This window comes from Pseudomonas sp. EA_105y_Pfl2_R69, from assembly GCF_963970915.1.
Lineage (GTDB): Bacteria > Pseudomonadota > Gammaproteobacteria > Pseudomonadales > Pseudomonadaceae > Aquipseudomonas.
On sequence record NZ_CAXAOO010000010.1, the window covers coordinates 118,116 to 138,843 of the forward strand.

Genomic DNA, 20,728 nt, shown 5'->3' on the forward strand with positions numbered 1-20,728 from the left:
TCCGTAGATTCCAGAAAGGACACTGGCGCTTAGCGCGCCAGCAGTTGTTCCAGTCGGTTGCCGACGCGTTCGGCACGGTCGGCGACATCGCCGATCCACTCGATGATCTGATAGAGGAACATCACGTCGACCGGGGGAAGATCCTTTTCCAGTTTGAACAGCGCACGACGCACGTCGATCTGCATCAGATCGGTGTCGCGCTCGATCTGCTCAAGCTCCATGACCATGGACTCGACCAGGGCCGCTTCGCGACCGCCAAAGCCGGTTTCCAGCAGTTCGTCCAGCTCGTTCATGGCCTTCAGGGCCTGGGCGCTGGCGTCCACGGTGCGCTGCACGAAGGTCCGCATCAGCGGCTGCAGCGCCTGGGGAATGGCCATTTCGCGGCCAAGCATCAGGCCGGCGATGTCCTTGGCGCGGTTGGCGACTTTGTCCTGTACACTCAGCAGCTCCAGCAGATCCGAGCGCGGAACCGGCAAAAACAGGCTTTTGGGCAGGTGCAGGCGCACGCTTTTCTTCAGCTTGTCGGCTTCGTCTTCCAGTCGTGCCATGTCCTGCTGCACGTGCTGCACCTTGGCCCAGTCTTCGACCATTACGGCTTCGAAAAACGGCACCAGGTTCGCCGCGCACTCATGGGCTTTGGCGAAATGCTTCTGCATGGGCCCGATAGGCGAGCGACCGAACAGGCTGGCAAAAGGATTGATTGGCATAGGGTTGGCCCCGGCGTTGAGAAGGCCGCAAGTATACGGATCACCCGGTACGCCCGCCAGTTCGTGTCATCGGCAGGTAATAATTCGATGGCAATTGGCCCCTGCAGGGCTGTTGCACAGTAAGGCATCCGAGGTCGCGGCATGACATTCGCCCAATTGAAACGCTACTGGCATATCGAACTGCTCGGCGGCGCGCACAAGCGCTTTTCCTGGCGACGCTTGCTGGTCAAGTACCGTCAGCGTTCGCGTTATCGCTACCTGTTCTGGTACCGCTTCGCGCAATTTCTCAACCAGTCCGACTCGAAGTTCTGGCGCAATCGCGCCCGCCGCCTCAGCGACCGGCTCTGTGAGCGCTTCGGCATCGAGATCCCGCTGGGTACGCAAATCGGCGAGGGTCTGTTTATTCCCCACCCGGTCGGTATCGTGATTACCCGCAAGGCGGTGATCGGCAGGAATTTCAGCATCTTCCAGAACTGCACCATCGGCCAGAAACATGACGAGGGCGGCCCGATCGTGATCGGCGATAACGTCAGTGTGGGGGCCAACGCCTGTATCATTGGCGACAATCTGCGCATCGGCGACGACGTCACCATCGCCGCGGCCTCGTTCGTCAATAAAGACATCCCCGACCGGCACACCCATATCAGCATCTACACGTCGAGACTGGTCGAGAATAAAACCGACTACTCACCGATAAGTACGCCGCACTCGCGCAAGGCGCGCGACAGTTCGGCCAGCTGAATTCCCGCATCCAGACCTAGAGTCCCATGAACAAAGAAACCGAGATCAAGCTGCGGGCCAGCCGCGCAACCCTGACCGCCCTGCGCGACCACCCGTTGCTGAAGAAGCGCAACAAGAGTGGCTGGGAACAGCGCGAACTGTTCAACCAGTATTTCGACACCCCCGAGCGCGACCTGGCCATGGCCAAGGTCGCCCTGCGCCTGCGCCGCGATGGCGACCAGGTGATCCAGACCCTGAAGACCCGCGGGCAGAGCGTGGCCGGTCTGTCCGAGCGCAATGAGTGGGACTGGACCCTGGCCAAGGCCAAGCTGGACCTGAAAAAACTCGACGACAGCTGCTGGCCGGCGGCCCTGGCCGAGCTGGACAAGAAGCAGCTGCAGCCCATCTTCACCACCGACTTCGTTCGCCAGCGCGCGGAAATCGCCTGGGGTCGTGGCAAGGCCCGCGTGGTGATTGAGGCGGCGCTGGACCTGGGCAAGGTGATTGCCGGCGAAGGCGAGGAGGAAATCTGCGAGCTGGAACTGGAGCTGCGTCAGGGCGAGCCGGACGCGCTGCTCGAACTGGCCGCCGAGCTGGCCGCCGACCTGGCGCTGATGCCCTGCGATATCAGCAAGGCCGAGCGCGGCTACCGCCTGTTCGATGCCGGCAGCTACAGCCTGAGCCTGCCGGCCCCGGTCCTGAGCGGCGAAACCAGCCTGGACGATGGCGTGGCCGCCCTGGCCTGGCACCTGCTCGGCAGCAGCCAGCGCCTGGCCGAGCAGTACCGCTTCAATGGGCATTGGCGTCTGCTCGGTGAGTGGCTGGAGCAGCTGGTGGGCCTGCGTGCCCTGCTCGGCAGCCTCGGCCAGGCTGCGCCGCGGGCCAGCAGCCATGACTTGCGGGTGCTGCTCGATGAGCTGCTGCACGACTGGCGGCCACGGCTGCAGGCCGGTCAGCTGGATGAACAGGTGCGCAAGGGCGCACCGGCACAATTCGCCGCCGAGTTGGAAGGCACCCGCTGGGGGCTGTTCTCCCTGAGCGCCTCGCGCTGGTTGCTGGCCCGCGGCTGGACGGTCGGGCGCAACAACCGCGGCAATCGTCAGGGGGCCGCGCCGCTGGGCAACTGGCTGCCGACCCTGATCGCCGACGAGGGGGCTGCCCTGCAGCTCAAGCGCTATGTGCAGCAGCCGGAAGACCTGGCCGAGCAATTGCCGCGTATCGAGCGCCTGCTGGTCTGGCTGCGCCTGGCTCGTGAGGTGCTGGATGTGCCGGAAGTCGACCGCCTGTATGGCGAGCTGAACAAGCTGGCCGAACTGGCCCACCAGGCCATCGATCCTGAAGTGCTGGCGGCGCGCAAGGCGCAGGCGCTGGCCATCGGCTCGCTGAAGGCCTGGCGTCAGCTGGTCAAGTAACTGCCGCGGGGCTGTGCGCTTTTTGTAGGAGCCAGCTTGTGACCTCCAGGGGTGGAGGAAATGCAGCAAGCCGCCGGAAGCGGCTGCTGTCTGGCGATGCTGTTGATCCGCTGATCGCCAGCAAGCTGGCTCCTACAGTTGGTAGCCCGGATTAAATCCGGGTTCCTCTGGCATCACTCAACTGCCATCGCGAAAGCGCGCCCAGACCTCGGCCACGCTGCTGCTGTGTTTCTCCGGTACGGTTTCCAGGGCATGCAGGCGACGCTTGGTTTCGCGGTCCGGGTAGAGCCCCGGCTGATTGCGCAGGGCGGCGTCGAGGAACTCCCCGGAGTCGGCATTGCCGTTGGGGTAGAGCGTTTCGGCGGTGATCAGTGCGGCAACCTCGGGCTGCATCAGGTAGTCGATAAAGCGGTGGGCCAGATCGGCGCGCTCGGCGCTTGCGGGGATCACCAGGTTGTCGATAAACAGCGTCGAACCTTCATCCGGTACCAGGAAACGCACCGGCTGCCCGGCATCGGCGGCGGCCAGGGCATCGCCGACCCAGGCCATGGCCACGCACAGTTTGCCCTGGCTGAGGTCGTCGATATAACGCTCGCTGTCGATATAGCGCAGGTGCGGGCGCAGCCCGTCCAGGACCCGGCTGGAGCGCTGGATACGGCTCGGCGCGCTGCGTGCCAGGCTGCGGCCCTGGTAGTTGAACAGCAGGGTCAGGGTTTCCTCGGGGGCGTCTAGCACGCTGATCCCGCAACCGGCCAGGCGCGCGCTCTGCTCGGCATCGAACAGCAGGCTCCAGCTGTCGGGCAGTGGGCCGCCAAAGGCCGCTTCGGCTTGCGGCGTATTGATCGCCAGACCCACCGCGCCCCATAGATAGGGCACTGCATGGCGGTTGCCGGGGTCGAGGGCGGCCAGGGTGCTGAGCAGCTGCTTGTCGAGGTGCTTGCGGTTGGGCAGCAGGCTGAAATCCAGGGGCTGGATGCTGCCGTTGTCGATCAGGGCAGGCAGGTCGTTGTGCGAAGGCACCGCAATGTCGATGGCTTCGCCGCTGGCCAGCGCCGCCTGCAGTTCTTCTGCGGTGCTGAAGGTGCGGTACTCCACGCGGATGCCGGTATCGACCTCGAAACTCTTGAGGACCTGGGGAGCGATATAGTCGTTCCAGTTGTATATGCGGATAACGTCTTCGGCTTTCTCGACGCCGGGGTCGCTCCCGGCCTCCTGCGCGAGTGCCAGTAGGGGTGTCAGTAGCAGCAGTGAGGCGAGTAAGCGAAGCATGGTGGATCTCCCGGTAAGCCCTGCGCCGTCCCTTGCGGTGCGGCCTGTTGAGGCGGGCGGCAGCAACCCGGGCCTGCTGAATGTCGCGCAGCCGGATGCCCGCCACGGCGCAAGGCGCGCGGCCAGGGATAAGGCTGGTTCGGCAGATCCGGCTGGATAAAACGACGCCGGCTCAGGGGCCGGCGTCGGGTGTCGCGTCAAACGGTGTGCAGGTACCAGTTGTACTCGAGGTCGGAGATCGAGTTCTCGAACTCGGCCAGCTCGCTTTCCTTGCAGGCGACGAAGATATCGATGTACTTGGGGTCGATATAACGCGCCAGCACTTCGCTGTCGTCCAGCTCACGCAGGGCGTCGCGCAGGTTGTTCGGCAGGCTCTGCTCGTTCTGCTCGTAGGAGTTGCCTTCCACCGGGGCGTTGGGCTCGATCTTGTTGGTCAGGCCATGGTGCACGCCCGCCAGTACCGCCGAGAGCAGCAGGTAGGGATTGGCGTCCGCGCCGGCGACGCGGTGTTCGATGCGCACGGCATCGGCACTGTCGTTCGGTACGCGCAGGGCCACGGTACGGTTGTCGATACCCCAGCACGGCGAGTTCGGCACGTAGTACTGCGCGCCGAAGCGGCGGTAGGAGTTGACGTTGGGGCAGAGGAAGGCCATCGAAGCCGGCATGGTTTCCAGTACACCGCCAATGGCATGGCGCAGGGCATCGTTCTGTTCGGGATCTTCGCAGGCGAAGATGTTGTTGCCCTGCTTGTCGAGAATCGAGATATGCACGTGCAAGCCGTTACCCGCCTGGTTGGGGTAGGGCTTGGCCATAAAGGTGGTGTCCATCTCGTGGTCGTAGGCGATGTTCTTGATCAGGCGCTTGAGCAGCAGCGCGTAGTCACAGGCCTTGATCGGGTCGGCGACGTGGTGCAGGTTGACCTCGAACTGCGCCGGTGCGCTTTCCTTGACGATGGCATCGGCCGGGATGCCCTGCTCTTTGGCACCCTCGAGGATGTCCTGCAGGCACTCGGCGTATTCGTCGAGATCGTCGATCAGGTAGACCTGGGTCGAATGCGGGCGCTTGCCCGACAGCGGTGACAGTGGCGGCTGCGGTCGGCCATTCACGTTGGCCTGGTCGATCAGATAGAACTCGAGTTCAAAGGCGGCACAGATGGTAAGGCCCAGTTCGTCGAACTTCGCGACCACCTGACGCAACACTTCCCGTGGATCGGCGAAGAACGGCTCGCCTTCCAGCTCGTGCATGGTCATCAGCAATTGCGCGGTCGGGCGCTTCTGCCAAGGCTCGTAGCACAGGGTGTTGGGGATGGGGTAGCAGATACGGTCGGCGTCGCCGATATCCAGACCCAGGCCGGTGCTTTCCACCGTCGAGCCGTTGATATCCAGGGCGAACAACGAAGCCGGCAGGTTGATGCCGCGCTCGTACACCTTGTGAAGGCTGGCGCGTTCGATGCGCTTGCCGCGCACCACGCCATTCATATCTGCAATAAGAAGGTCGACGAACAGGACCTCAGGATGTTCCTTAAGGAACGCGTTCGCTTCGTTAAGCTGAACGGCACGCGGGGGTACCGACATGATGCAACACCTTTTTTGTTAAAAATATCAATCATGCAACTGCACAGGTATGAGTCAATCTTAAACGCCTGATGCTGTCAAGAGTGCTACATATTGCCCTAAAAGGGGGCTGTGTGGCCAATTTTAGGGCGTTACAGGGCAGCGCTGTGTCACTGAACCCCTGATTTGACAGGGTGCTCAGTGGGGTGTGTTCAATTTTTTACATGGCTATTGTGAAAAAAAATGAACAAGGCTAAGCTCGGCTCAAACCCATAACAGCAATAAAACGGGTGTCTCATGTCTCGCCAGCCGATAATCGGCGTTAGTGCCTGTACCAAGCAGATCGGGCACAACATTTACCACACCGCCGGTGACAAGTACCTGCAAGCCATCGTGCATGTTGCCGGGGGCTTGCCACTGATAGTCCCCGCGCTGGGCGATCAGGTCGATCAGACCTACCTGCTGCAGCAACTCGATGGCCTGGTATTTACCGGCTCGCCGTCGAACGTCGAACCCCATCATTACCGCGGTTCGGCCAGTGAGCCGGGCACCGCTCATGATGTCGCTCGCGACAGCACCACTCTACCTTTAATTAAAGCAGCAATTGCCGCCGGCGTTCCCGTGCTTGGCATTTGCCGCGGCTTTCAGGAAATGAACGTGGCCTTCGGCGGCACCCTGCACCAGAAGGTGCATGAGGTCGAGGGTTATATGGACCACCGCGAGCCTGACGACATGCCGGCCGAGCAGCAGTATGGCCTGCGCCACGCGCTGCATGTGCAGCCAGGCGGGCTGCTCGCCGGCATCGGCCTGCCGGACGAGATTCAAGTTAATTCCATTCATGGCCAGGGCGTTGAACGTCTGGCGCCGGGCCTCCACGTGGAAGCACTGGCACCAGACGGGTTGATCGAAGCCTTCTCCGTCGAAGCGGTGTCAGGCTTCGCACTCGGGGTGCAATGGCACCCCGAGTGGCAGGTAAGATCCAACCCGAATTATCTCGCCATCTTCCAGGCCTTTGGTGAGGCTTGCAGGAAGAGGGCGGGGCAACGCTGAACCGACTATATATAAGTCGGCTCTCACCAACCCTGAGGTCTCTATGAGCACCAAATTAGACCAGCTTTCGAGCTGGCTCAAAGAACGCAAAATCACCGAAGTTGAATGCCTGATCAGCGATCTTACCGGCATTGCCCGCGGAAAGATTTCGCCGACCAACAAGTTTCTCGACGAGAAGGGCATGCGTCTCCCCGAGAGTGTGCTGTTGCAGACCGTGACCGGTGACTACGTCGAGGACGAGATCTATTACGACCTGCTCGACGAGGCGGACATCGACATGTTCTGCCGCCCGGATGCCGATGCGGTGTTCCTGGTGCCGTGGGCCATCGAGCCGACCGCCATGGTCATCCACGACACCTTCGACAAGCAGGGCAACCCGATCGAGCTGTCGCCGCGCAACATCCTCAAGAATGTCCTCAAGCTCTACGCCGACAAGGGCTGGAAGCCGATCGTCGCGCCGGAAATGGAGTTCTACCTGACCAAGCGCAACAGCGACCCGGACTTCCCCCTGGTTGCGCCGATGGGCCGCTCCGGGCGTCCGGAAGTGGGTCGTCAATCCTTCTCCATCGATGCCGCCAACGAATTCGATCCGCTGTTCGAAGACGTCTACGACTGGTGCGAAATCCAGGGCCTGGACCTCGATACGCTGATCCATGAAGACGGTCCGGCGCAGATGGAAATCAACTTCCGTCACGGCGAGGCCCTGCACCTGGCCGACCAGATCACCGTGTTCAAGCGCACCATGCGCGAAGCGGCGCTCAAGCACGACGTGGCCGCCACCTTTATGGCCAAGCCGATCACCGATCAGCCGGGCAGCGCCATGCACATCCACCAGAGCGTGCTGGATATCAAGACCGGGCAGAACCTGTTCTCCAATGCCGATGGCAGCATGAGCGAACTCTTTATGCACCATATCGGCGGCCTGCAGAAATACATCCCCGAGCTGCTGCCGCTGTTCGCCCCCAACGTCAACTCGTTCCGCCGCTTCCTGCCGGATACCTCGGCACCGGTGAACGTCGAGTGGGGCGAAGAGAACCGCACCGTGGGCCTGCGCGTACCGGAGGCCACGTCGCAGAACCGCCGCGTGGAAAACCGCCTGGCCGGTGCCGACGCCAACCCCTATCTGGTTCTGGCAGCCTCCCTGCTGTGCGGCTATATGGGCATGGTCGGCGGCCTGGAGCCCAGCGTGCCGGTCAAGGGGCGTGGCTATGAGCGACGTAACCTGCGCCTGCCGATCACCATCGAGCACGCCTTGGAGCGCATGGAAGCCTGCAAGGATGCCGAGAAGTACCTGGGCGAGAAGTTCATCCGCGGCTATGTCGCGGTCAAGCGCGCCGAGCATGAGAACTACAAGCGGGTGATCAGCTCCTGGGAGCGCGAATTCCTGCTGCTGTCGGTGTGACCCGGTGGCCGGTCGCGGCGCGGCCGGCCCCACCTATTTCAGCGGGCTGCTAACGGCAGCCCGGGTATCCAAGGTGTTGTTATGAATCATCCAGTGACCAATCCGCAGACCCTGCAGTGGCAGGCCATGAGCCGCGAGCACCATCTGGCCCCCTTCAGCGACTTCAAACAGCTGGCGGAAAACGGCCCGCGCATCATCACCAAGGCCGATGGCGTATACCTCTGGGACAGTGAAGGTCACAAGATTCTCGATGCCATGGCCGGGCTCTGGTGCGTGGCCGTCGGTTACGGACGCAAGGAGCTGGCGGACGCGGCCTATAAGCAGATGCAGCAACTGCCCTACTACAACATGTTCTTCCAGACCGCCACACCGCCGCCTCTGGAGCTGGCCAAGGCGATCGCCGAGCTGGCTCCGCCCGGCATGAACCATGTGTTCTTCACCGGTTCGGGCTCGGAAGGCAACGACACCATGCTGCGTATGGTGCGCCATTACTGGGCGATCAAGGGCCAGCCGAACAAGAAGGTCATCATCAGCCGGGTCAACGGCTATCACGGCTCCACCGTGGCTGGTGCCAGCCTGGGCGGGATGAAGTACATGCACGAGCAGGGCGATCTGCCTATTCCGGGCATCGTGCATATCCCGCAACCCTACTGGTTCGGCGAAGGCGGCGAGATGAGCCCCGAGGCATTCGGCATCTGGGCCGCCGACCAGCTGGAAGCGAAGATTCTCGAAGTCGGTGAAGACAATGTCGCGGCCTTTATCGCCGAGCCGATCCAGGGCGCGGGCGGGGTGATCATTCCACCGGACAGCTACTGGCCGCGGATCCGCGAAATCCTCGCCAAGTACGACATCCTGTTCGTCGCCGACGAGGTGATCTGCGGTTTCGGTCGCACCGGTGAGTGGTTCGGCAGCGACTATTACGGCAACGCCCCGGACATGATGACCATCGCCAAGGGCCTGACCAGCGGCTATATCCCCATGGGCGGCCTGATCGTGCGCGACAGCGTGGTCGAGGTGCTCAACCAGGGCGGCGATTTCAACCACGGCTTCACCTACTCCGGGCACCCGGTGGCGGCGGCCGTGGCCCTGGAGAACCTGCGCATCCTGCGTGAAGAAAAAATTGTCGAGCGGGTCAAGGCCGAAACGGCACCGTACTTGCAAAAGCGTCTGCGTGAGCTGGCCGATCACCCCCTGGTGGGTGAAGTGCGCGGCGTCGGCATGCTCGGCGCGATCGAGCTGGTCCAGGACAAGGCCAGCCGCAAGCGATTCGACGGGGCTGTGGGCGTGGGCATGATCTGCCGCGGACACTGCTTTAATAAGGGTCTGATCATGCGCGCCGTGGGCGACACCATGATCATTTCGCCGCCCCTGGTAATCAGCAAGGCCGAGATCGACGAGTTGCTGGAAAAAGCTCGCCTCTGCCTGGACCTGACCGCCGCCGAGGTACTCGGCCGGGGGAACGGCATTTAACGGTTTCAAGCTGCAATGGCGGAAAGTTGTAAAGAGTGCCGAGACCTTGCCAGACTGCACCCGTGCGTTGGCCAGGCTCACCGGAGGGTGATGCGGATTGGCCGCGTCACCCGCTGGAAAACCAATACGACAACAGGAGCTGTACGCATGAAAACATTCGGCAAAACCCTTCTAGCGTTATCCCTGGCAGGCACCCTTAGCGGCGTTGCCCAGGCCGAGGATAAAGTGCTGCACGTATACAACTGGTCGGACTACATCGCCGAGGACACCCTGGAGAACTTCCAGAAGGAAACCGGTATCAAGGTCGTCTACGACGTGTTCGACAGTAACGAAACCCTGGAAGCCAAGCTGCTCTCCGGCCGTTCCGGCTACGATGTGGTGGTGCCGTCCAACCAGTTCCTGGCCAAACAGATCAAGGCCGGGGTATTCCAGAAACTCGACAAGTCCAAACTGCCGAACTGGAAGAACCTCAACCCGGACCTGATGAAGGCCCTGGAAAACGCCGACCCGGAAAACCAGTACGCCTTCCCCTACCTGTGGGGCACCACCGGCATCGGCTACAACTCGGAGAAGGTCAAGGCTGCCCTGGGCATCGACACCATCGATTCCTGGGACGTGATCTTCAAGCCAGAGAACATGGAAAAGCTCAAGTCCTGCGGCGTCTCCATGCTCGACGCCCCGGATGAAGTCTATGCCGCCGCGCTGCACTACCTGGGCCTGCCGCCCAACCCGACCAGCGCCGAAGACGTGAAGAAGGCCGAAGACCTGCTGATGCAGGTGCGTCCTTACATCACCTACTTCCACAGCTCCAAGTACATCTCCGATCTGGCCAATGGCAACATCTGCGTGGCTCTGGGCTGGTCCGGCGACGTGTTCCAGGCCCAGGCCCGTGCCGAAGAAGCCGAGAACAACGTGCCGGTGGCCTATGCCATTCCCAAGGAAGGCGCGGCCTCCTTCTTCGACATGATGGCCATCCCGGCCGATGCCAAGAACGTCGAAGAGGCCCATATCTTCCTCAACTACATCCTCACCCCGGAAGTGATCGCACCGATCTCCGACTACGTGGCCTACCCCAACGGCAACAGCGCCGCCACGCCGCTGGTGGACGAGGAAATCCGCAACAACCCGGGCATCTACCCGACCGAAGAAGCGAGCAAGAAGCTCTACACCTTCTCCGAGTTGAGCCCGAAAGTGCAGCGTGCAGTGACACGCAGCTGGACCAAGGTCAAGTCGGGCCGTTAAGCCCGCACAGCAGTACCTTTCCGGCGGGTTCGCTCGCCGGAAACCCCTAAAACAATAAGGAAGTCGTTATGCGTCGCATCACTCTACTGGCTGGCCTGGTTGCAGCAGCCCTGGCCGTGCCGTCCGCGCAAGCCGCCGACCGCGAGGTCAAGGTCTACAACTGGTCTGACTATATTGGCGAAACCACCCTGGCCGATTTCAAGCAGGCCACGGGCATCACCGCCCTGTACGACGTGTTCGACTCCAACGAAACCCTGGAAGGCAAGCTGCTGGCCGGCCGTAGCGGCTACGACCTGGTGGTGCCGTCCAACCATTTTCTCGGCAAGCAGATCAAGGCGGGGGCGTTCCAGAAGCTCGATCGCACGCTGCTGCCGAACTGGGAGAACCTCGACCCGCTGCTGCTCAAGCAGCTGCAGGCCAACGATCCCGGCAACCAGTATGCGGTGCCCTACCTGTGGGGCACCAACGGCATTGGCTACAACGTGGCCAAGGTCAAGGAAGTGCTCGGCATCGACCAGATCGACTCCTGGGCCGTGCTGTTCGAGCCGGAGAACATGCAGAAGCTCGCCAGCTGCGGCGTCAGTTTCCTCGACTCGGCCGACGAGATGATCCCCTCGGTGCTCACCTATATGGGCCTCGACCCCAATAGCCACAGCGCCGAGGACCTTGCCAAGGCCGAAGCCAAGCTGCTGGCGGTGCGTCCCTACGTGACCTACTTCCACAGCTCCAAGTACATCGGCGACCTGGCCAACGGCAATATCTGCGTCGCCGCCGGCTTCTCCGGCGATGTCCTGCAGGCCGCCGACCGCGCCGAAGAGGCCGGCAAAGGCATCGAAATTGCCTACAGCATCCCCAGTGAGGGGGCCAACCTGTGGTTCGACATGCTCGCCATCCCAGTGGATGCCGGCAACCCGCAGGAAGCCCATGCCCTTATCAATTTTCTGCTCGACCCCGCGGCCATTGCCGGGGTCAGCGATTACGTCGGTTACGCCAACGCCAATACCAGGGCGGGCGAGCTGATGGACCAGGACGTGCGTAACGACGAGTCGGTGTATCCGCCACAAGCGGTGCTGGACAAGTTGTTTATCTCGGCGGAGTTGCCGGTGAAAGTACAACGTTTGATGACGCGCAGCTGGACCAAGGTCAAGTCGGGTCAATAATTTCCAACGCCGGGCCGTTGTGGTCGGGCGCAACTTTTGCGGGAGTTTTGGTAATGGCAGTTGCTTCCAGTGCCTATAAGAAGGTTCTTGAGGGGGATCAGCAACCGAAAGAGGTGCTGATCAAAATCGAGCGTGTGACCAAGAAGTTTGATGAAACCATCGCGGTCGACGACGTATCCCTGACCATCAACAAGGGCGAGATCTTCGCCCTGCTCGGCGGCTCCGGCTCCGGCAAGTCGACCCTGCTGCGCATGCTCGCCGGCTTCGAGCGGCCGACCGAGGGACGCATCATCCTCGATGGTGAAGACATCACCGACCTGCCGCCCTACGAGCGGCCGATCAATATGATGTTCCAGTCCTACGCGCTGTTCCCGCACATGAGCGTGGCCGACAACATCGCCTTCGGCCTCAAGCAGGACCGAATGTCCAAGGCCGAGATCGATGCGCGCGTCGAAGAGATGCTCAAACTGGTGCACATGACCCAGTACGCCAAGCGCAAACCGCACCAGCTCTCCGGTGGTCAGCGTCAGCGCGTGGCCCTGGCCCGCTCGCTGGCCAAGCGGCCCAAGCTGCTGCTGCTCGACGAACCCATGGGTGCGCTGGACAAGAAGCTGCGCTCGCAGATGCAGCTGGAACTGGTCGAGATCATCGAACGTGTCGGCGTGACCTGCGTGATGGTGACCCACGACCAGGAAGAGGCCATGACCATGGCCCAGCGCATCGCCATCATGCACCTGGGCTGGATCGCCCAGATCGGCAGCCCGGTGGATATCTACGAGACTCCGACCAGCCGCCTGGTGTGCGAGTTTATCGGCAACGTCAATCTGTTCGACGGTCAGGTGGTGGACGATGCCGAAGGCCACGCGCTGATCGATAGCCCGGATCTGGAGCGCAATATCTACGTCGGCCACGGCGTCAGCACCTCGGTGCAGGACAAGAGCATCACCTACGCCATCCGCCCGGAAAAGCTGCTGGTCACCACCGAGCAGCCGAGCTACGAGTACAACTGGTCGCGCGGCACCGTGCACGATATCGCCTACCTCGGCGGCCATTCGGTGTTCCACGTCGAGTTGCCGAGCGGCAAGATCGTTCAGTCCTTCGTCGCCAACGCCGAACGTCGTGGCGCACGACCGACCTGGGACGACGAGGTGTTCGTCTGGTGGGAGGACGATAGCGGGGTGGCATTGCGCTCATGAACATTTCCCGAAGCATTAGCCGCCGACTGCCCAAGGGGCGTCACTTCGTTATCGGGGTGCCCTTCCTCTGGCTGTTCATGTTCTTCCTGCTGCCCTTCATCATCGTGTTGAAGATCAGCTTCGCCGAAGCCGATGTCGCCATCCCGCCGTACACCGAGGTGTACACCTGGGCGGAAAACAAGCTGGCGGTCTTTATCAACCTGAGTAACTACATCTTCCTCAGCGAAGATGACCTGTACCTGGCCGCTTACCTCGGCTCGCTGCAGATGGCCGCAGTCAGTACCCTGCTCTGCCTGGTGATCGGTTTCCCCATGGCCTACGCCATCGCCCGGGCCGACAAGGAAAAGCAGATGGTATTCCTGCTGCTGATCATGATGCCGACCTGGACCGCGATCCTGATCCGCGTCTACGCCTGGATGGGTATCCTCAGCAACAATGGCCTGCTCAACAGCGTGCTGCAGGGCATCGGTCTGATCAGCGAGCCGTTGCAGATCCTCAATACCAACCTGGCGGTGTATATCGGCATCGTCTACTCGTACCTGCCGTTTATGGTGCTGCCGCTGTTCGCCAACCTGGTCAAGCATGACCAGAGCCTGCTGGAAGCCGCCGCCGACCTCGGTTCGAGCACCTACAACAGCTTCTGGAAAATCACCGTGCCGCTGGCCAAGAACGGCATCATCGCCGGCTGCATGCTGGTGTTTATCCCGGTGGTTGGCGAGTTCGTGATTCCCGAGCTGCTCGGTGGTCCGGAGACCCTGATGATCGGCAAGGTGCTGTGGCAGGAGTTCTTCAACAACCGCGACTGGCCGGTTGCCTCCGCCCTGGCGGTGGTCATGCTGGCGATCCTGATCGTGCCGATCATCCTGTTTAACCGTAACCAAGCTAAAGAGCTGGAGGGTCGGCCATGAAGCGCTTCAGTTTCTCCACCTTTATGTTGTGGGCCGGGTTGGTGTTTATCTACCTGCCGATGCTGATCCTGGTCATCTACTCGTTCAACGCCTCGCGTCTGGTTACGGTCTGGGGCGGCTGGTCGCTGAAGTGGTACGTCGGCCTGCTCGACAACACCCAGTTGATGAACGCGGTGATGCGCTCCCTGGAAATTGCCTGCTACACCGCGATTGCCGCGGTGGCGCTAGGCACCATGGCCGCCTTCGTGCTGACCCGGGTGACCCGCTTCAAGGGGCGCACCCTGTTCGGTGGCCTGGTCACCGCGCCGCTGGTGATGCCCGAGGTGATCACCGGTCTGTCGCTGCTGCTGCTGTTTGTAGCCATGGCCCAGCTGATCGGCTGGCCCGCCGAGCGCGGCGTGCTGACCATCTGGATCGCCCACACCACCTTCTGTTCCGCCTATGTGGCGGTGGTGGTGTCGTCGCGCCTGCGTGAGCTGGACATGTCCATCGAGGAAGCGGCCATGGACCTGGGGGCCAAGCCCTGGAAGGTGTTCTTCCTGATCACCATTCCGATGATCGCGCCCTCCCTGGCCGCCGGCGGCATGATGTCCTTCGCCCTGTCGCTGGACGATCTGGTACTGGCCAGCTTCGTCTCCGGCCCGGGCTCCACCACCCTGCCGATGGAAGTCTTCTCCGCCGTGCGGCTGGGCGTGAAACCGGAAATCAACGCCGTGGCCAGCCTGATCCTGCTGTCGGTGTCGTTGATGACCTTTATCATCTGGTTCTTCGCCCGTCGCTCCGAAGAGAAGCGCAAGAAGGCCCTGCAACAGGCCATGGACGAAAGCACCGGGGCCCACCTGCAGAATGGCCCGGACAGCCGCCGCGATCCGTCGCAGATCCACGCCACCGCTTAAACGCTGGCCTGGGTAAAACGGAAAAGGGTCACTGCGGTGACCCTTTTTTGTGGCCATGTACCTGTTACGCATTTGGAGTGCCAGGCACGGTTTGCTCCCCTCGCCCTCCGGGAGAGGGGCTGGGGCCGGCGGCCCGGCGCAATTCGGGATAATCACGCTCACGCGCCGATGCTCCGCGGACAAGTCCCCTCGCCCCCCCTGGGGAGAGGGCTAGGGTGAGGGGCCAGGCCTGCGGCTGTCCTCGCGACTGCCCCAGACGGCTTTCTTCCCGCTAACGATTGGCTGTATATCCATACAGATTAAGCTTGCCTGAACCCGCGTCACTGCGCATGCTGTGCGCCATCGCGACAAGGAATCGATGATGGCGGCCATGCGGCTCTTCCTCTGTGAAAAACCTTCCCAGGCCAAGGACATCGCCAAGGTGCTCGGGGCCACCCGGCGCGGCGACGGCTGCTGGCTGGGCAGCAACCTGACGGTGACCTGGTGCATCGGCCACCTGCTGGAAACCGCCCCGCCGGACGCCTACGATCCCCGCTACAAACGCTGGGTGCTGAGCGACCTGCCGATCATCCCCGAGCGCTGGAAAATGCGCGTAAAGCCCAAGACCGCCGGCCAGTTCAAGGCGGTCAAGCGCCTGCTCGGCGAGGCCGACGAGCTGGTCATCGCCACCGACGCCGACCGCGAGGGCGAGATGATTGCCCGCGAGCTGGTCGAGCATTGCCGCTACCGCGGGCCGATCCAGCGCCTGTGGCTGTCGGCCCTGGACGATGCCTCGATCCGCAAGGCCCTGGCCGCGCTCAAGCCCGGCGGCGACACCTTCAGCCTCTACCAGTCGGCCCTGGGTCGCTCGCGCGCCGACTGGCTGATCGGCATGAACATGAGCCGGCTGTTCACCCTGCTCGGCCAGCAGTCCGGCTATCAGGGCGTGCTGCCGGTGGGCCGGGTACAGACCCCGACCCTACGCCTGGTGGTTGACCGCGACCGCAGCATCGCCGCCTTCGTGCCGCAGCCCTACTGGGCCATCGAAGTGCAGTTGCTGGCCGACGGCACCGCATTCAGCGCCCAGTGGCGCGCCGCGGCGGCGGTCTGCGACGAGCAGGGCCGCTGCCTCGACCAGGCCCTGGCGCAAGCGGCGGCAACGGCCATGGGCAACGCCGCCAGCGCCCGGGTGGTGCAACTGCGCACCGAGCGCATGCGCGAGGCAGCGCCCCTGCCGTTCGACCTCGGCACCCTGCAGGAAGTCTGCTCGAAAAAGCTCGGCCTCGGTGCCCAGGAAACCCTGGACATCGCCCAGGCGCTCTACGAAACCCACAAGCTGATCACCTACCCGCGCAGCGATTGCGGCTACCTGCCGCTCAGCCAGCACGCCGAGGCCCCGGCCATCCTCGCCGCCCTGGGCCGCGCCGACCCCGCCCTGGCCGCCCTGCGCGAACACCTTGAGCCGCAGCGCCGTTCGCGGGCCTGGAACGACGCCAAGGTCAGCGCCCACCACGGCATCATCCCCACCGCCGCCGCGCAGGGCCTGGAACGCCTGAGCGGCAAGCCGAAGGCCGTCTACAGCCTGATCCGCGCGCGTTACCTGGCGCAGTTCCTGCCCATCCACGAATACGACCGCACTCAGGCCGACTTCGACTGCGCCGGCCAGGCCCTGCGCGCGGTCGGCAAGGTGATAGTCGAACCCGGCTGGCGGCGTGCCCTGCCCGAGGCCCTGACGCCCGCCAAAGGCCGCGAAGCGCCCCCCGCCCAAGCCCTGCCGGCCCTGCGCGAAGGGCAGGGCTGCAGCGTGACCGGGGTGACCCTCAAGGACCTCTGGACCCAACCGCCGAAGCCCTTCACCGAGGGCGACCTGATCAAGGCGATGAAGAACGTCGCCAAGCTGGTCGACGACCCGCGGCTCAAACAGAAACTCAAGGACACCACCGGCATCGGCACCGAAGCGACCCGCGCCGGCATCATCCAGGGCCTGCTCGACCGCGGCTACCTGCTCAAACAGGGCAAGGCCCTGGCCGCCACTCCCGCCGCATTCAGCCTGATCGACGCCGTACCCCGCGCCATCGCCGACCCCGGCACCACGGCGATCTGGGAACAGGCGCTGGACATGGTGCAAAGCGGTGAGATGAGCCTGGACGAATTCGTCGGCAAGCAGTCGGCCTGGATGAGCAAGCAGGTGCAACGCTGCGCCGGCCTGCGCCTGAGCATCAGCGCTCCCGCCAGCCCGGCCGCCACGCCTTGGAAGGGCAAGCGCAAGGCCGGCAAACGCAAGGCGACGGCGAGCAAGCGGGGCGGGCAGTCGGGAGCTGGTATCGCGGGGAAGGCCTGACGGCAGTAGCCCGGCAAAAGCCTCGGCCGCGACTGGTAGGGTGAGGCGTTACGGGACTGGTCAGCCAGCCCTCAAGCCAGGCGGCATTCAGGCTGCCTATTGCAAAGCGCCTCTGCCCAGGTAGGCGCGAATCGAATTGATTTGCCCGTTTGCATTAAAGGAAAGCACATCGACGACATAGAGAACTTCGCTCCGATCGACCACGATTTTGAGTTCGCCCGCGATTGAGCTGTCGGATTCGTATGTGGCCAAAATCTCAATCTCGATTGTCTTGGCGGCGCGAAAGTTCTTGTCTGTCTCCGCAACTGCAGCCTCTTTGCCGGCTACGGCGATTTTCCAGTCCCGCAGGCTAATGTCGGCAGCAAACATGTCCGCGACCTGCTGCAGGTTCTTGGCCGAATACGCCTCAAGATAGGTGGCGAAACGTTCTTTTAGTGACATGCATATATCCTTTGCGGGGCACCTGTCTGGTGCGAACTTAAACTAATGGACGGGCTTTGCCCCCGCTGACGTGCGAGGCGAGACTAGCCTTTAGCCGTGGACGGATCGATCACGGCACTGATGGGGGATCTTATTAGCCGGGAATCCCGACTTTCCGCGTGTTCGCGGATAAGCTGTTCACTCGCTGCGTTATAAACACAGTAAATCTCGTTAGCGGCAACGTAACTATGCCGCCACTTAATGCCAGGGGCCAACTCCGCCGGCACCGCATTGGAGTGTTTTGATGCGGCGCAGAGTGTTTTTGCTGACCTATCTCCGGCACCGGTTATCTCACGTTGATCATGTATTGCGTCATGGGGGTTCTCCTGAATTGGCAACTTGCCTCGGGAGTGTAGCCTAGCAATAGGCTAGGTCGCGGACATTGGCCGGGGCTACTGCGCGCAGTACAGAACTTGAACGTTTGATTATGTATCAGCCGCACGCGATCGTTTTGAGAGGGCTTTAATAACGAGGTAAAGCAGTGGGCCGACAGAAACAAAAATTAGGGTAATGGCTATATAAGGCACGACTGAGACGAGCGGTTTTTTGCGTGCCTTGGTGTCCTGGTACATCCATACGCAAGACAGCGCCGCAAGAATATATAAATCAATCACCACCTGCGCGGTATCCGGCCGCGACATTAGCTCAATGCCGAACTGGATTAACGACTGCTCAGCCTGCGCCATCGTAAAAGCTGTGTAGGCTGTAAATGCTATAAGCGCGATTAATGGGAGTACTGCTTTTTTCATCTAACCATCCTTGGCCGAAGGCGAGGTATCAGGGTTGAGTCAGCGGTGGCCCGATGGGGCCACAGCGGGACGTGTCAGCTCTCGCTGGGCATATATGCATATACGGCAGCCCCGATAATGAGGCACACCAGAGCAACCATGTCCGCGTAGAACACCCGGCTGATCTGCGGGTTATACCCGCCCACCGACCATGCCAGGTAGAGAAACGACAGCACACTGACAAACCCCGCGAAAAATGCGACTGGCTGCAGAGTGGGCCGGAAGGCAGCATACAAGAGAAACGCGCCGAGCAAACCAAAGAGAACCGCTCGATGGCGCATAAGGATAGCCAAATTGGGTTCATCAAACGACAAGCCATAGAGCGCGCTTAACCGCGCACCGCCCAGCACACCCGCAAGTGGCAGCAGGTGAATGATCGCGGCGACGGCCAGCATTACGGTGACGAGGTAGCGCATACGACCCCCAAGAGGACCAACCTTTACTTAAGGGGCGGACTTTAGCCGCCCCGGTGAGCGCGGCGCAGGGTTCGCACCTGCTAGCCAGTTTCTCTAGAACGCGTTCTTCCATTGTTCGGTGTCAATGAACCAGCGCTCTTCGTATATTTTGTCTCCGGAAAATTTGAAGAGAACCGCTAGTTGTGATTTTGCGATTTTTGTCGACGTCCACTCAACAATAGAAACAACTTCACTGTCGCCTTCTATGTTACGCAGCTCTGTGATCTTAAAGCCTGGGGGGAGAATAGTGTTGAGGCTGTCAAGCGCTGTTCGGAAGGCCTGACGTCCTTTTAGCAAGTCGTCCTGTCCTGGAATAATTAAGTGCATGTCGTCAATGTAGTCTTGAACAAGAGTATCGAAATTTCCCGAACCGAGAGCATTCCATCCACGTTGTACGATATCTGACAGTTTCATTTCCGTAATCGTCCTTTGGTACGTTTTGGGGATGACGGTAGATGCCTAACATTTGGTTAAGGGGCGGGCTTTCGCCCGTATCAGTGAGCGTAGCTAACGATTTGAATGCTGTAATGGCCTCTCCCCCTACCACGGTTCTTCTATAACGTCGTGGTGACTGTTTGCTGGAAGAAGAGCGATAAAACGCATAACGGTGGATTCAATACGAGTCCGTGTCCAGCTGGCCAAGAGTGTCTGCTCCGGCCAGGTGGTGCCGCGCAAGCGGCTGAGCCGAGAGGCGTTGCGGCGATGATGGGCATCCTTATCGCCGCAGCAACTAGCCCGACTGCAATGATGGCGATGCGGAAAGTGGCGCGCTGCGGCAGGGTTATTGAGCCTATGGCTAACCCTCTACCGCGCTGGGCGGTTGCCGCGCGAGACGGCCGCAACAAGGCGGCGGTGGCCCTGGCCAACAAGTGGCAGCGCACACAGTCCGCCTGACGGCGGGGGTAATCAGTAAGGAGTGATGGTTTTCTTGTGGTTGTGGTGAGCAGCAGCACTGTCGGAACAGGCGAGTCCTGCAGCGGAATAAGGCCGATAACAATGATGATCTGTGTGATCGATTGAACGCTTGGCCCCCGCTGCGCGAACTACAGAATGGCCAGGGCGGTAAAGCCCACAACAGGCCGGATATACGAATGCAACCGCGCTGACGACAGGTGCAAAAGAAAAGCTTTGCTCACTACTTGTGGGGAGAGTCCATATACCAGTTGTTAGGCTGCTCACGAGTTAGAGTGGGTTCTGCTTTTTGTAAGCGTACATGCTTTCATGACAAAACCTGCTGAAAATGATAGTGCTGCTATTATATGCAGCCACTGGGTTTGGTATATAGAAAGCAAGGGTTCTGATTCAGATAATATTTTTCCATGCTCGTCAGTTGCGGCGGTATATCCGAAAAATGCGCTTGTAAAGAGTGCGAATGCGGAAACTACGCAAGCAATGAAAATCAAGACATCTTCTGATCTGCGAGTTTTAGCAAGAATTACACCTGCCGCAACGCTGGATATCGCGAAAAACATAAATAAGATATAGATGCTATGGTAAAAAAATTCGAACATGCCTATAAGCCTAACGTTTGGTTAAGGGGCGGGCTTTAGCCCGTCCCAGCGAGCGGAGCGAGCGATTTGAATGCTGTAATGGACTCTCCCCGCGCCACAGTTCTATACCGAGAACGGTGGTGACTGAAATTGGGAGTGTCGTGATGAAGCGAATCGCAGTTGATCTGGCCAAGTCCGTTTACCAAGTTG

The 20,728-nt window shown here is 61.3% G+C and carries 20 protein-coding genes; 12 read left to right on the forward strand and 8 right to left on the reverse strand.

Going from position 1 to position 20,728, the window contains the following annotated elements; genetic code table 11:
• Positions 1-29 precede the first annotated feature (29 nt).
• Positions 30-707, reverse strand: a complete 678-nt coding sequence (locus AACY13_RS22005; RefSeq protein WP_339463727.1) for a TIGR00153 family protein — start codon at positions 705-707, stop codon at positions 30-32.
• Between the two features lie 141 nt (positions 708-848).
• On the opposite strand from AACY13_RS22005, the gene AACY13_RS22010 reads away from it, so the two are divergent.
• Together AACY13_RS22010 and AACY13_RS22015 are read left to right on the forward strand one after the other, a co-directional pair.
• Complete coding sequence (locus AACY13_RS22010) at positions 849-1,448, forward strand: serine acetyltransferase (RefSeq protein WP_339463728.1); 600 nt, start codon at positions 849-851, stop codon at positions 1,446-1,448.
• A gap of 26 nt (positions 1,449-1,474) precedes the next feature.
• Positions 1,475-2,839: a CYTH domain-containing protein gene (locus tag AACY13_RS22015; RefSeq protein ID WP_339463729.1), complete on the forward strand. Its 1,365-nt coding sequence runs from the start codon at positions 1,475-1,477 to the stop codon at positions 2,837-2,839.
• 177 nt (positions 2,840-3,016) lie between these two features.
• Here the strand turns inward: AACY13_RS22015 and AACY13_RS22020 are convergent, their stop codons facing one another.
• The gene (locus AACY13_RS22020) at positions 3,017-4,108 is read right to left on the reverse strand and encodes an extracellular solute-binding protein (protein ID WP_339463730.1); all 1,092 of its coding nucleotides are present in this window, start codon (positions 4,106-4,108) and stop codon (positions 3,017-3,019) included.
• Between the two features lie 197 nt (positions 4,109-4,305).
• Positions 4,306-5,682, reverse strand: coding sequence for a glutamine synthetase family protein (locus AACY13_RS22025; protein WP_339463731.1), 1,377 nt, complete (start codon positions 5,680-5,682; stop codon positions 4,306-4,308).
• A 276-nt stretch (positions 5,683-5,958) separates the two neighbouring features.
• Between AACY13_RS22025 and AACY13_RS22030 the strand changes: the two genes are divergently transcribed.
• The 9 genes from AACY13_RS22030 (at position 5,959) to AACY13_RS22070 (ending at position 17,305) form a co-directional block, all read left to right on the forward strand.
• Positions 5,959-6,711 carry a gamma-glutamyl-gamma-aminobutyrate hydrolase family protein gene (locus AACY13_RS22030; protein WP_339463732.1) on the forward strand — a complete coding sequence of 251 codons (753 nt, stop codon included), beginning with the start codon at positions 5,959-5,961 and terminating at the stop codon, positions 6,709-6,711.
• Positions 6,712-6,754: 43 nt separating this feature from the next.
• Positions 6,755-8,113, forward strand: a complete 1,359-nt coding sequence (locus tag AACY13_RS22035) for a glutamine synthetase family protein (protein WP_339463733.1) — start codon at positions 6,755-6,757, stop codon at positions 8,111-8,113.
• 81 nt (positions 8,114-8,194) lie between these two features.
• Positions 8,195-9,583 carry an aspartate aminotransferase family protein gene (locus AACY13_RS22040; RefSeq protein ID WP_339463734.1) on the forward strand — a complete coding sequence of 463 codons (1,389 nt, stop codon included), beginning with the start codon at positions 8,195-8,197 and terminating at the stop codon, positions 9,581-9,583.
• Between the two features lie 147 nt (positions 9,584-9,730).
• The gene (locus tag AACY13_RS22045) at positions 9,731-10,825 is read left to right on the forward strand and encodes an extracellular solute-binding protein (RefSeq protein ID WP_339463735.1); all 1,095 of its coding nucleotides are present in this window, start codon (positions 9,731-9,733) and stop codon (positions 10,823-10,825) included.
• Between the two features lie 68 nt (positions 10,826-10,893).
• On the forward strand, positions 10,894-11,985 hold the full coding sequence (locus tag AACY13_RS22050) for a polyamine ABC transporter substrate-binding protein (RefSeq protein ID WP_339463736.1): 1,092 nt from the start codon (positions 10,894-10,896) through the stop codon (positions 11,983-11,985).
• A 53-nt stretch (positions 11,986-12,038) separates the two neighbouring features.
• Entirely contained in the window at positions 12,039-13,181 is a 1,143-nt protein-coding gene (potA, locus tag AACY13_RS22055; protein WP_339463737.1) for a polyamine ABC transporter ATP-binding protein, read from the forward strand.
• Between the two features lie 26 nt (positions 13,182-13,207).
• Positions 13,208-14,089 carry an ABC transporter permease subunit gene (locus AACY13_RS22060; RefSeq protein ID WP_339463746.1) on the forward strand — a complete coding sequence of 294 codons (882 nt, stop codon included), beginning with the start codon at positions 13,208-13,210 and terminating at the stop codon, positions 14,087-14,089.
• Positions 14,086-14,985, forward strand: coding sequence for an ABC transporter permease subunit (locus AACY13_RS22065; protein WP_339463738.1), 900 nt, complete (start codon positions 14,086-14,088; stop codon positions 14,983-14,985). The genes AACY13_RS22060 and AACY13_RS22065 overlap by 4 nt, the downstream gene beginning before the upstream one ends.
• Positions 14,986-15,355: 370 nt before the next feature.
• Positions 15,356-17,305 carry a DNA topoisomerase III gene (locus tag AACY13_RS22070; RefSeq protein ID WP_339463747.1) on the forward strand — a complete coding sequence of 650 codons (1,950 nt, stop codon included), beginning with the start codon at positions 15,356-15,358 and terminating at the stop codon, positions 17,303-17,305.
• A 96-nt stretch (positions 17,306-17,401) separates the two neighbouring features.
• Here AACY13_RS22070 and AACY13_RS22075 read toward each other — a convergent pair whose 3' ends face one another.
• The 5 genes from AACY13_RS22075 to AACY13_RS22095 all read right to left on the reverse strand — a co-directional run bounded on the left by AACY13_RS22075 (position 17,402) and on the right by AACY13_RS22095 (position 19,442).
• Complete coding sequence (locus AACY13_RS22075; RefSeq protein ID WP_339463739.1) at positions 17,402-17,746, reverse strand: nuclear transport factor 2 family protein; 345 nt, start codon at positions 17,744-17,746, stop codon at positions 17,402-17,404.
• A gap of 83 nt (positions 17,747-17,829) precedes the next feature.
• Positions 17,830-18,123 (reverse strand): nickel-binding protein, encoded by a 294-nt coding sequence (locus tag AACY13_RS22080; protein ID WP_339463740.1) that lies wholly within the window; start codon positions 18,121-18,123, stop codon positions 17,830-17,832.
• A gap of 87 nt (positions 18,124-18,210) precedes the next feature.
• A complete protein-coding gene (locus tag AACY13_RS22085) occupies positions 18,211-18,534 on the reverse strand; it encodes a DUF2834 domain-containing protein (protein ID WP_339463741.1) in 324 nt (107 codons plus the stop codon).
• Between the two features lie 74 nt (positions 18,535-18,608).
• Entirely contained in the window at positions 18,609-18,989 is a 381-nt protein-coding gene (locus AACY13_RS22090; protein ID WP_339463742.1) for a phosphopantetheine adenylyltransferase, read from the reverse strand.
• A 93-nt stretch (positions 18,990-19,082) separates the two neighbouring features.
• Positions 19,083-19,442, reverse strand: coding sequence for a nuclear transport factor 2 family protein (locus tag AACY13_RS22095; RefSeq protein ID WP_339463743.1), 360 nt, complete (start codon positions 19,440-19,442; stop codon positions 19,083-19,085).
• A gap of 807 nt (positions 19,443-20,249) precedes the next feature.
• On the opposite strand from AACY13_RS22095, the gene AACY13_RS22105 reads away from it, so the two are divergent.
• Entirely contained in the window at positions 20,250-20,513 is a 264-nt protein-coding gene (locus AACY13_RS22105; RefSeq protein ID WP_339463744.1) for a hypothetical protein, read from the forward strand.
• Positions 20,514-20,728: the final 215 nt, after the last annotated feature.

Excerpts from the sequence above, each read along its gene's own strand:
- AACY13_RS22010 (WP_339463728.1), top strand. The coding sequence starts at position 849 with ATGACATTCGCCCAATTGAAACGCTACTGGCATATCGAACTGCTCGGC.
- AACY13_RS22075 (WP_339463739.1), bottom strand. The coding sequence starts at position 17,746 with ATGTCACTAAAAGAACGTTTCGCCACCTATCTTGAGGCGTATTCGGCC.
- AACY13_RS22105 (WP_339463744.1), top strand. The coding sequence starts at position 20,250 with ATGACAAAACCTGCTGAAAATGATAGTGCTGCTATTATATGCAGCCAC.
- potA (WP_339463737.1), top strand. The coding sequence starts at position 12,039 with ATGGCAGTTGCTTCCAGTGCCTATAAGAAGGTTCTTGAGGGGGATCAG.
- AACY13_RS22090 (WP_339463742.1), bottom strand. The coding sequence starts at position 18,989 with ATGCGCTACCTCGTCACCGTAATGCTGGCCGTCGCCGCGATCATTCAC.
- AACY13_RS22095 (WP_339463743.1), bottom strand. The coding sequence starts at position 19,442 with ATGAAACTGTCAGATATCGTACAACGTGGATGGAATGCTCTCGGTTCG.
- AACY13_RS22045 (WP_339463735.1), top strand. The coding sequence starts at position 9,731 with ATGAAAACATTCGGCAAAACCCTTCTAGCGTTATCCCTGGCAGGCACC.
- AACY13_RS22015 (WP_339463729.1), top strand. The coding sequence starts at position 1,475 with ATGAACAAAGAAACCGAGATCAAGCTGCGGGCCAGCCGCGCAACCCTG.
- AACY13_RS22020 (WP_339463730.1), bottom strand. The coding sequence starts at position 4,108 with ATGCTTCGCTTACTCGCCTCACTGCTGCTACTGACACCCCTACTGGCA.
- AACY13_RS22050 (WP_339463736.1), top strand. The coding sequence starts at position 10,894 with ATGCGTCGCATCACTCTACTGGCTGGCCTGGTTGCAGCAGCCCTGGCC.
- AACY13_RS22030 (WP_339463732.1), top strand. The coding sequence starts at position 5,959 with ATGTCTCGCCAGCCGATAATCGGCGTTAGTGCCTGTACCAAGCAGATC.
- AACY13_RS22005 (WP_339463727.1), bottom strand. The coding sequence starts at position 707 with ATGCCAATCAATCCTTTTGCCAGCCTGTTCGGTCGCTCGCCTATCGGG.
- AACY13_RS22065 (WP_339463738.1), top strand. The coding sequence starts at position 14,086 with ATGAAGCGCTTCAGTTTCTCCACCTTTATGTTGTGGGCCGGGTTGGTG.
- AACY13_RS22070 (WP_339463747.1), top strand. The coding sequence starts at position 15,356 with ATGCGGCTCTTCCTCTGTGAAAAACCTTCCCAGGCCAAGGACATCGCC.
- AACY13_RS22085 (WP_339463741.1), bottom strand. The coding sequence starts at position 18,534 with ATGAAAAAAGCAGTACTCCCATTAATCGCGCTTATAGCATTTACAGCC.
- AACY13_RS22040 (WP_339463734.1), top strand. The coding sequence starts at position 8,195 with ATGAATCATCCAGTGACCAATCCGCAGACCCTGCAGTGGCAGGCCATG.
- AACY13_RS22035 (WP_339463733.1), top strand. The coding sequence starts at position 6,755 with ATGAGCACCAAATTAGACCAGCTTTCGAGCTGGCTCAAAGAACGCAAA.
- AACY13_RS22025 (WP_339463731.1), bottom strand. The coding sequence starts at position 5,682 with ATGTCGGTACCCCCGCGTGCCGTTCAGCTTAACGAAGCGAACGCGTTC.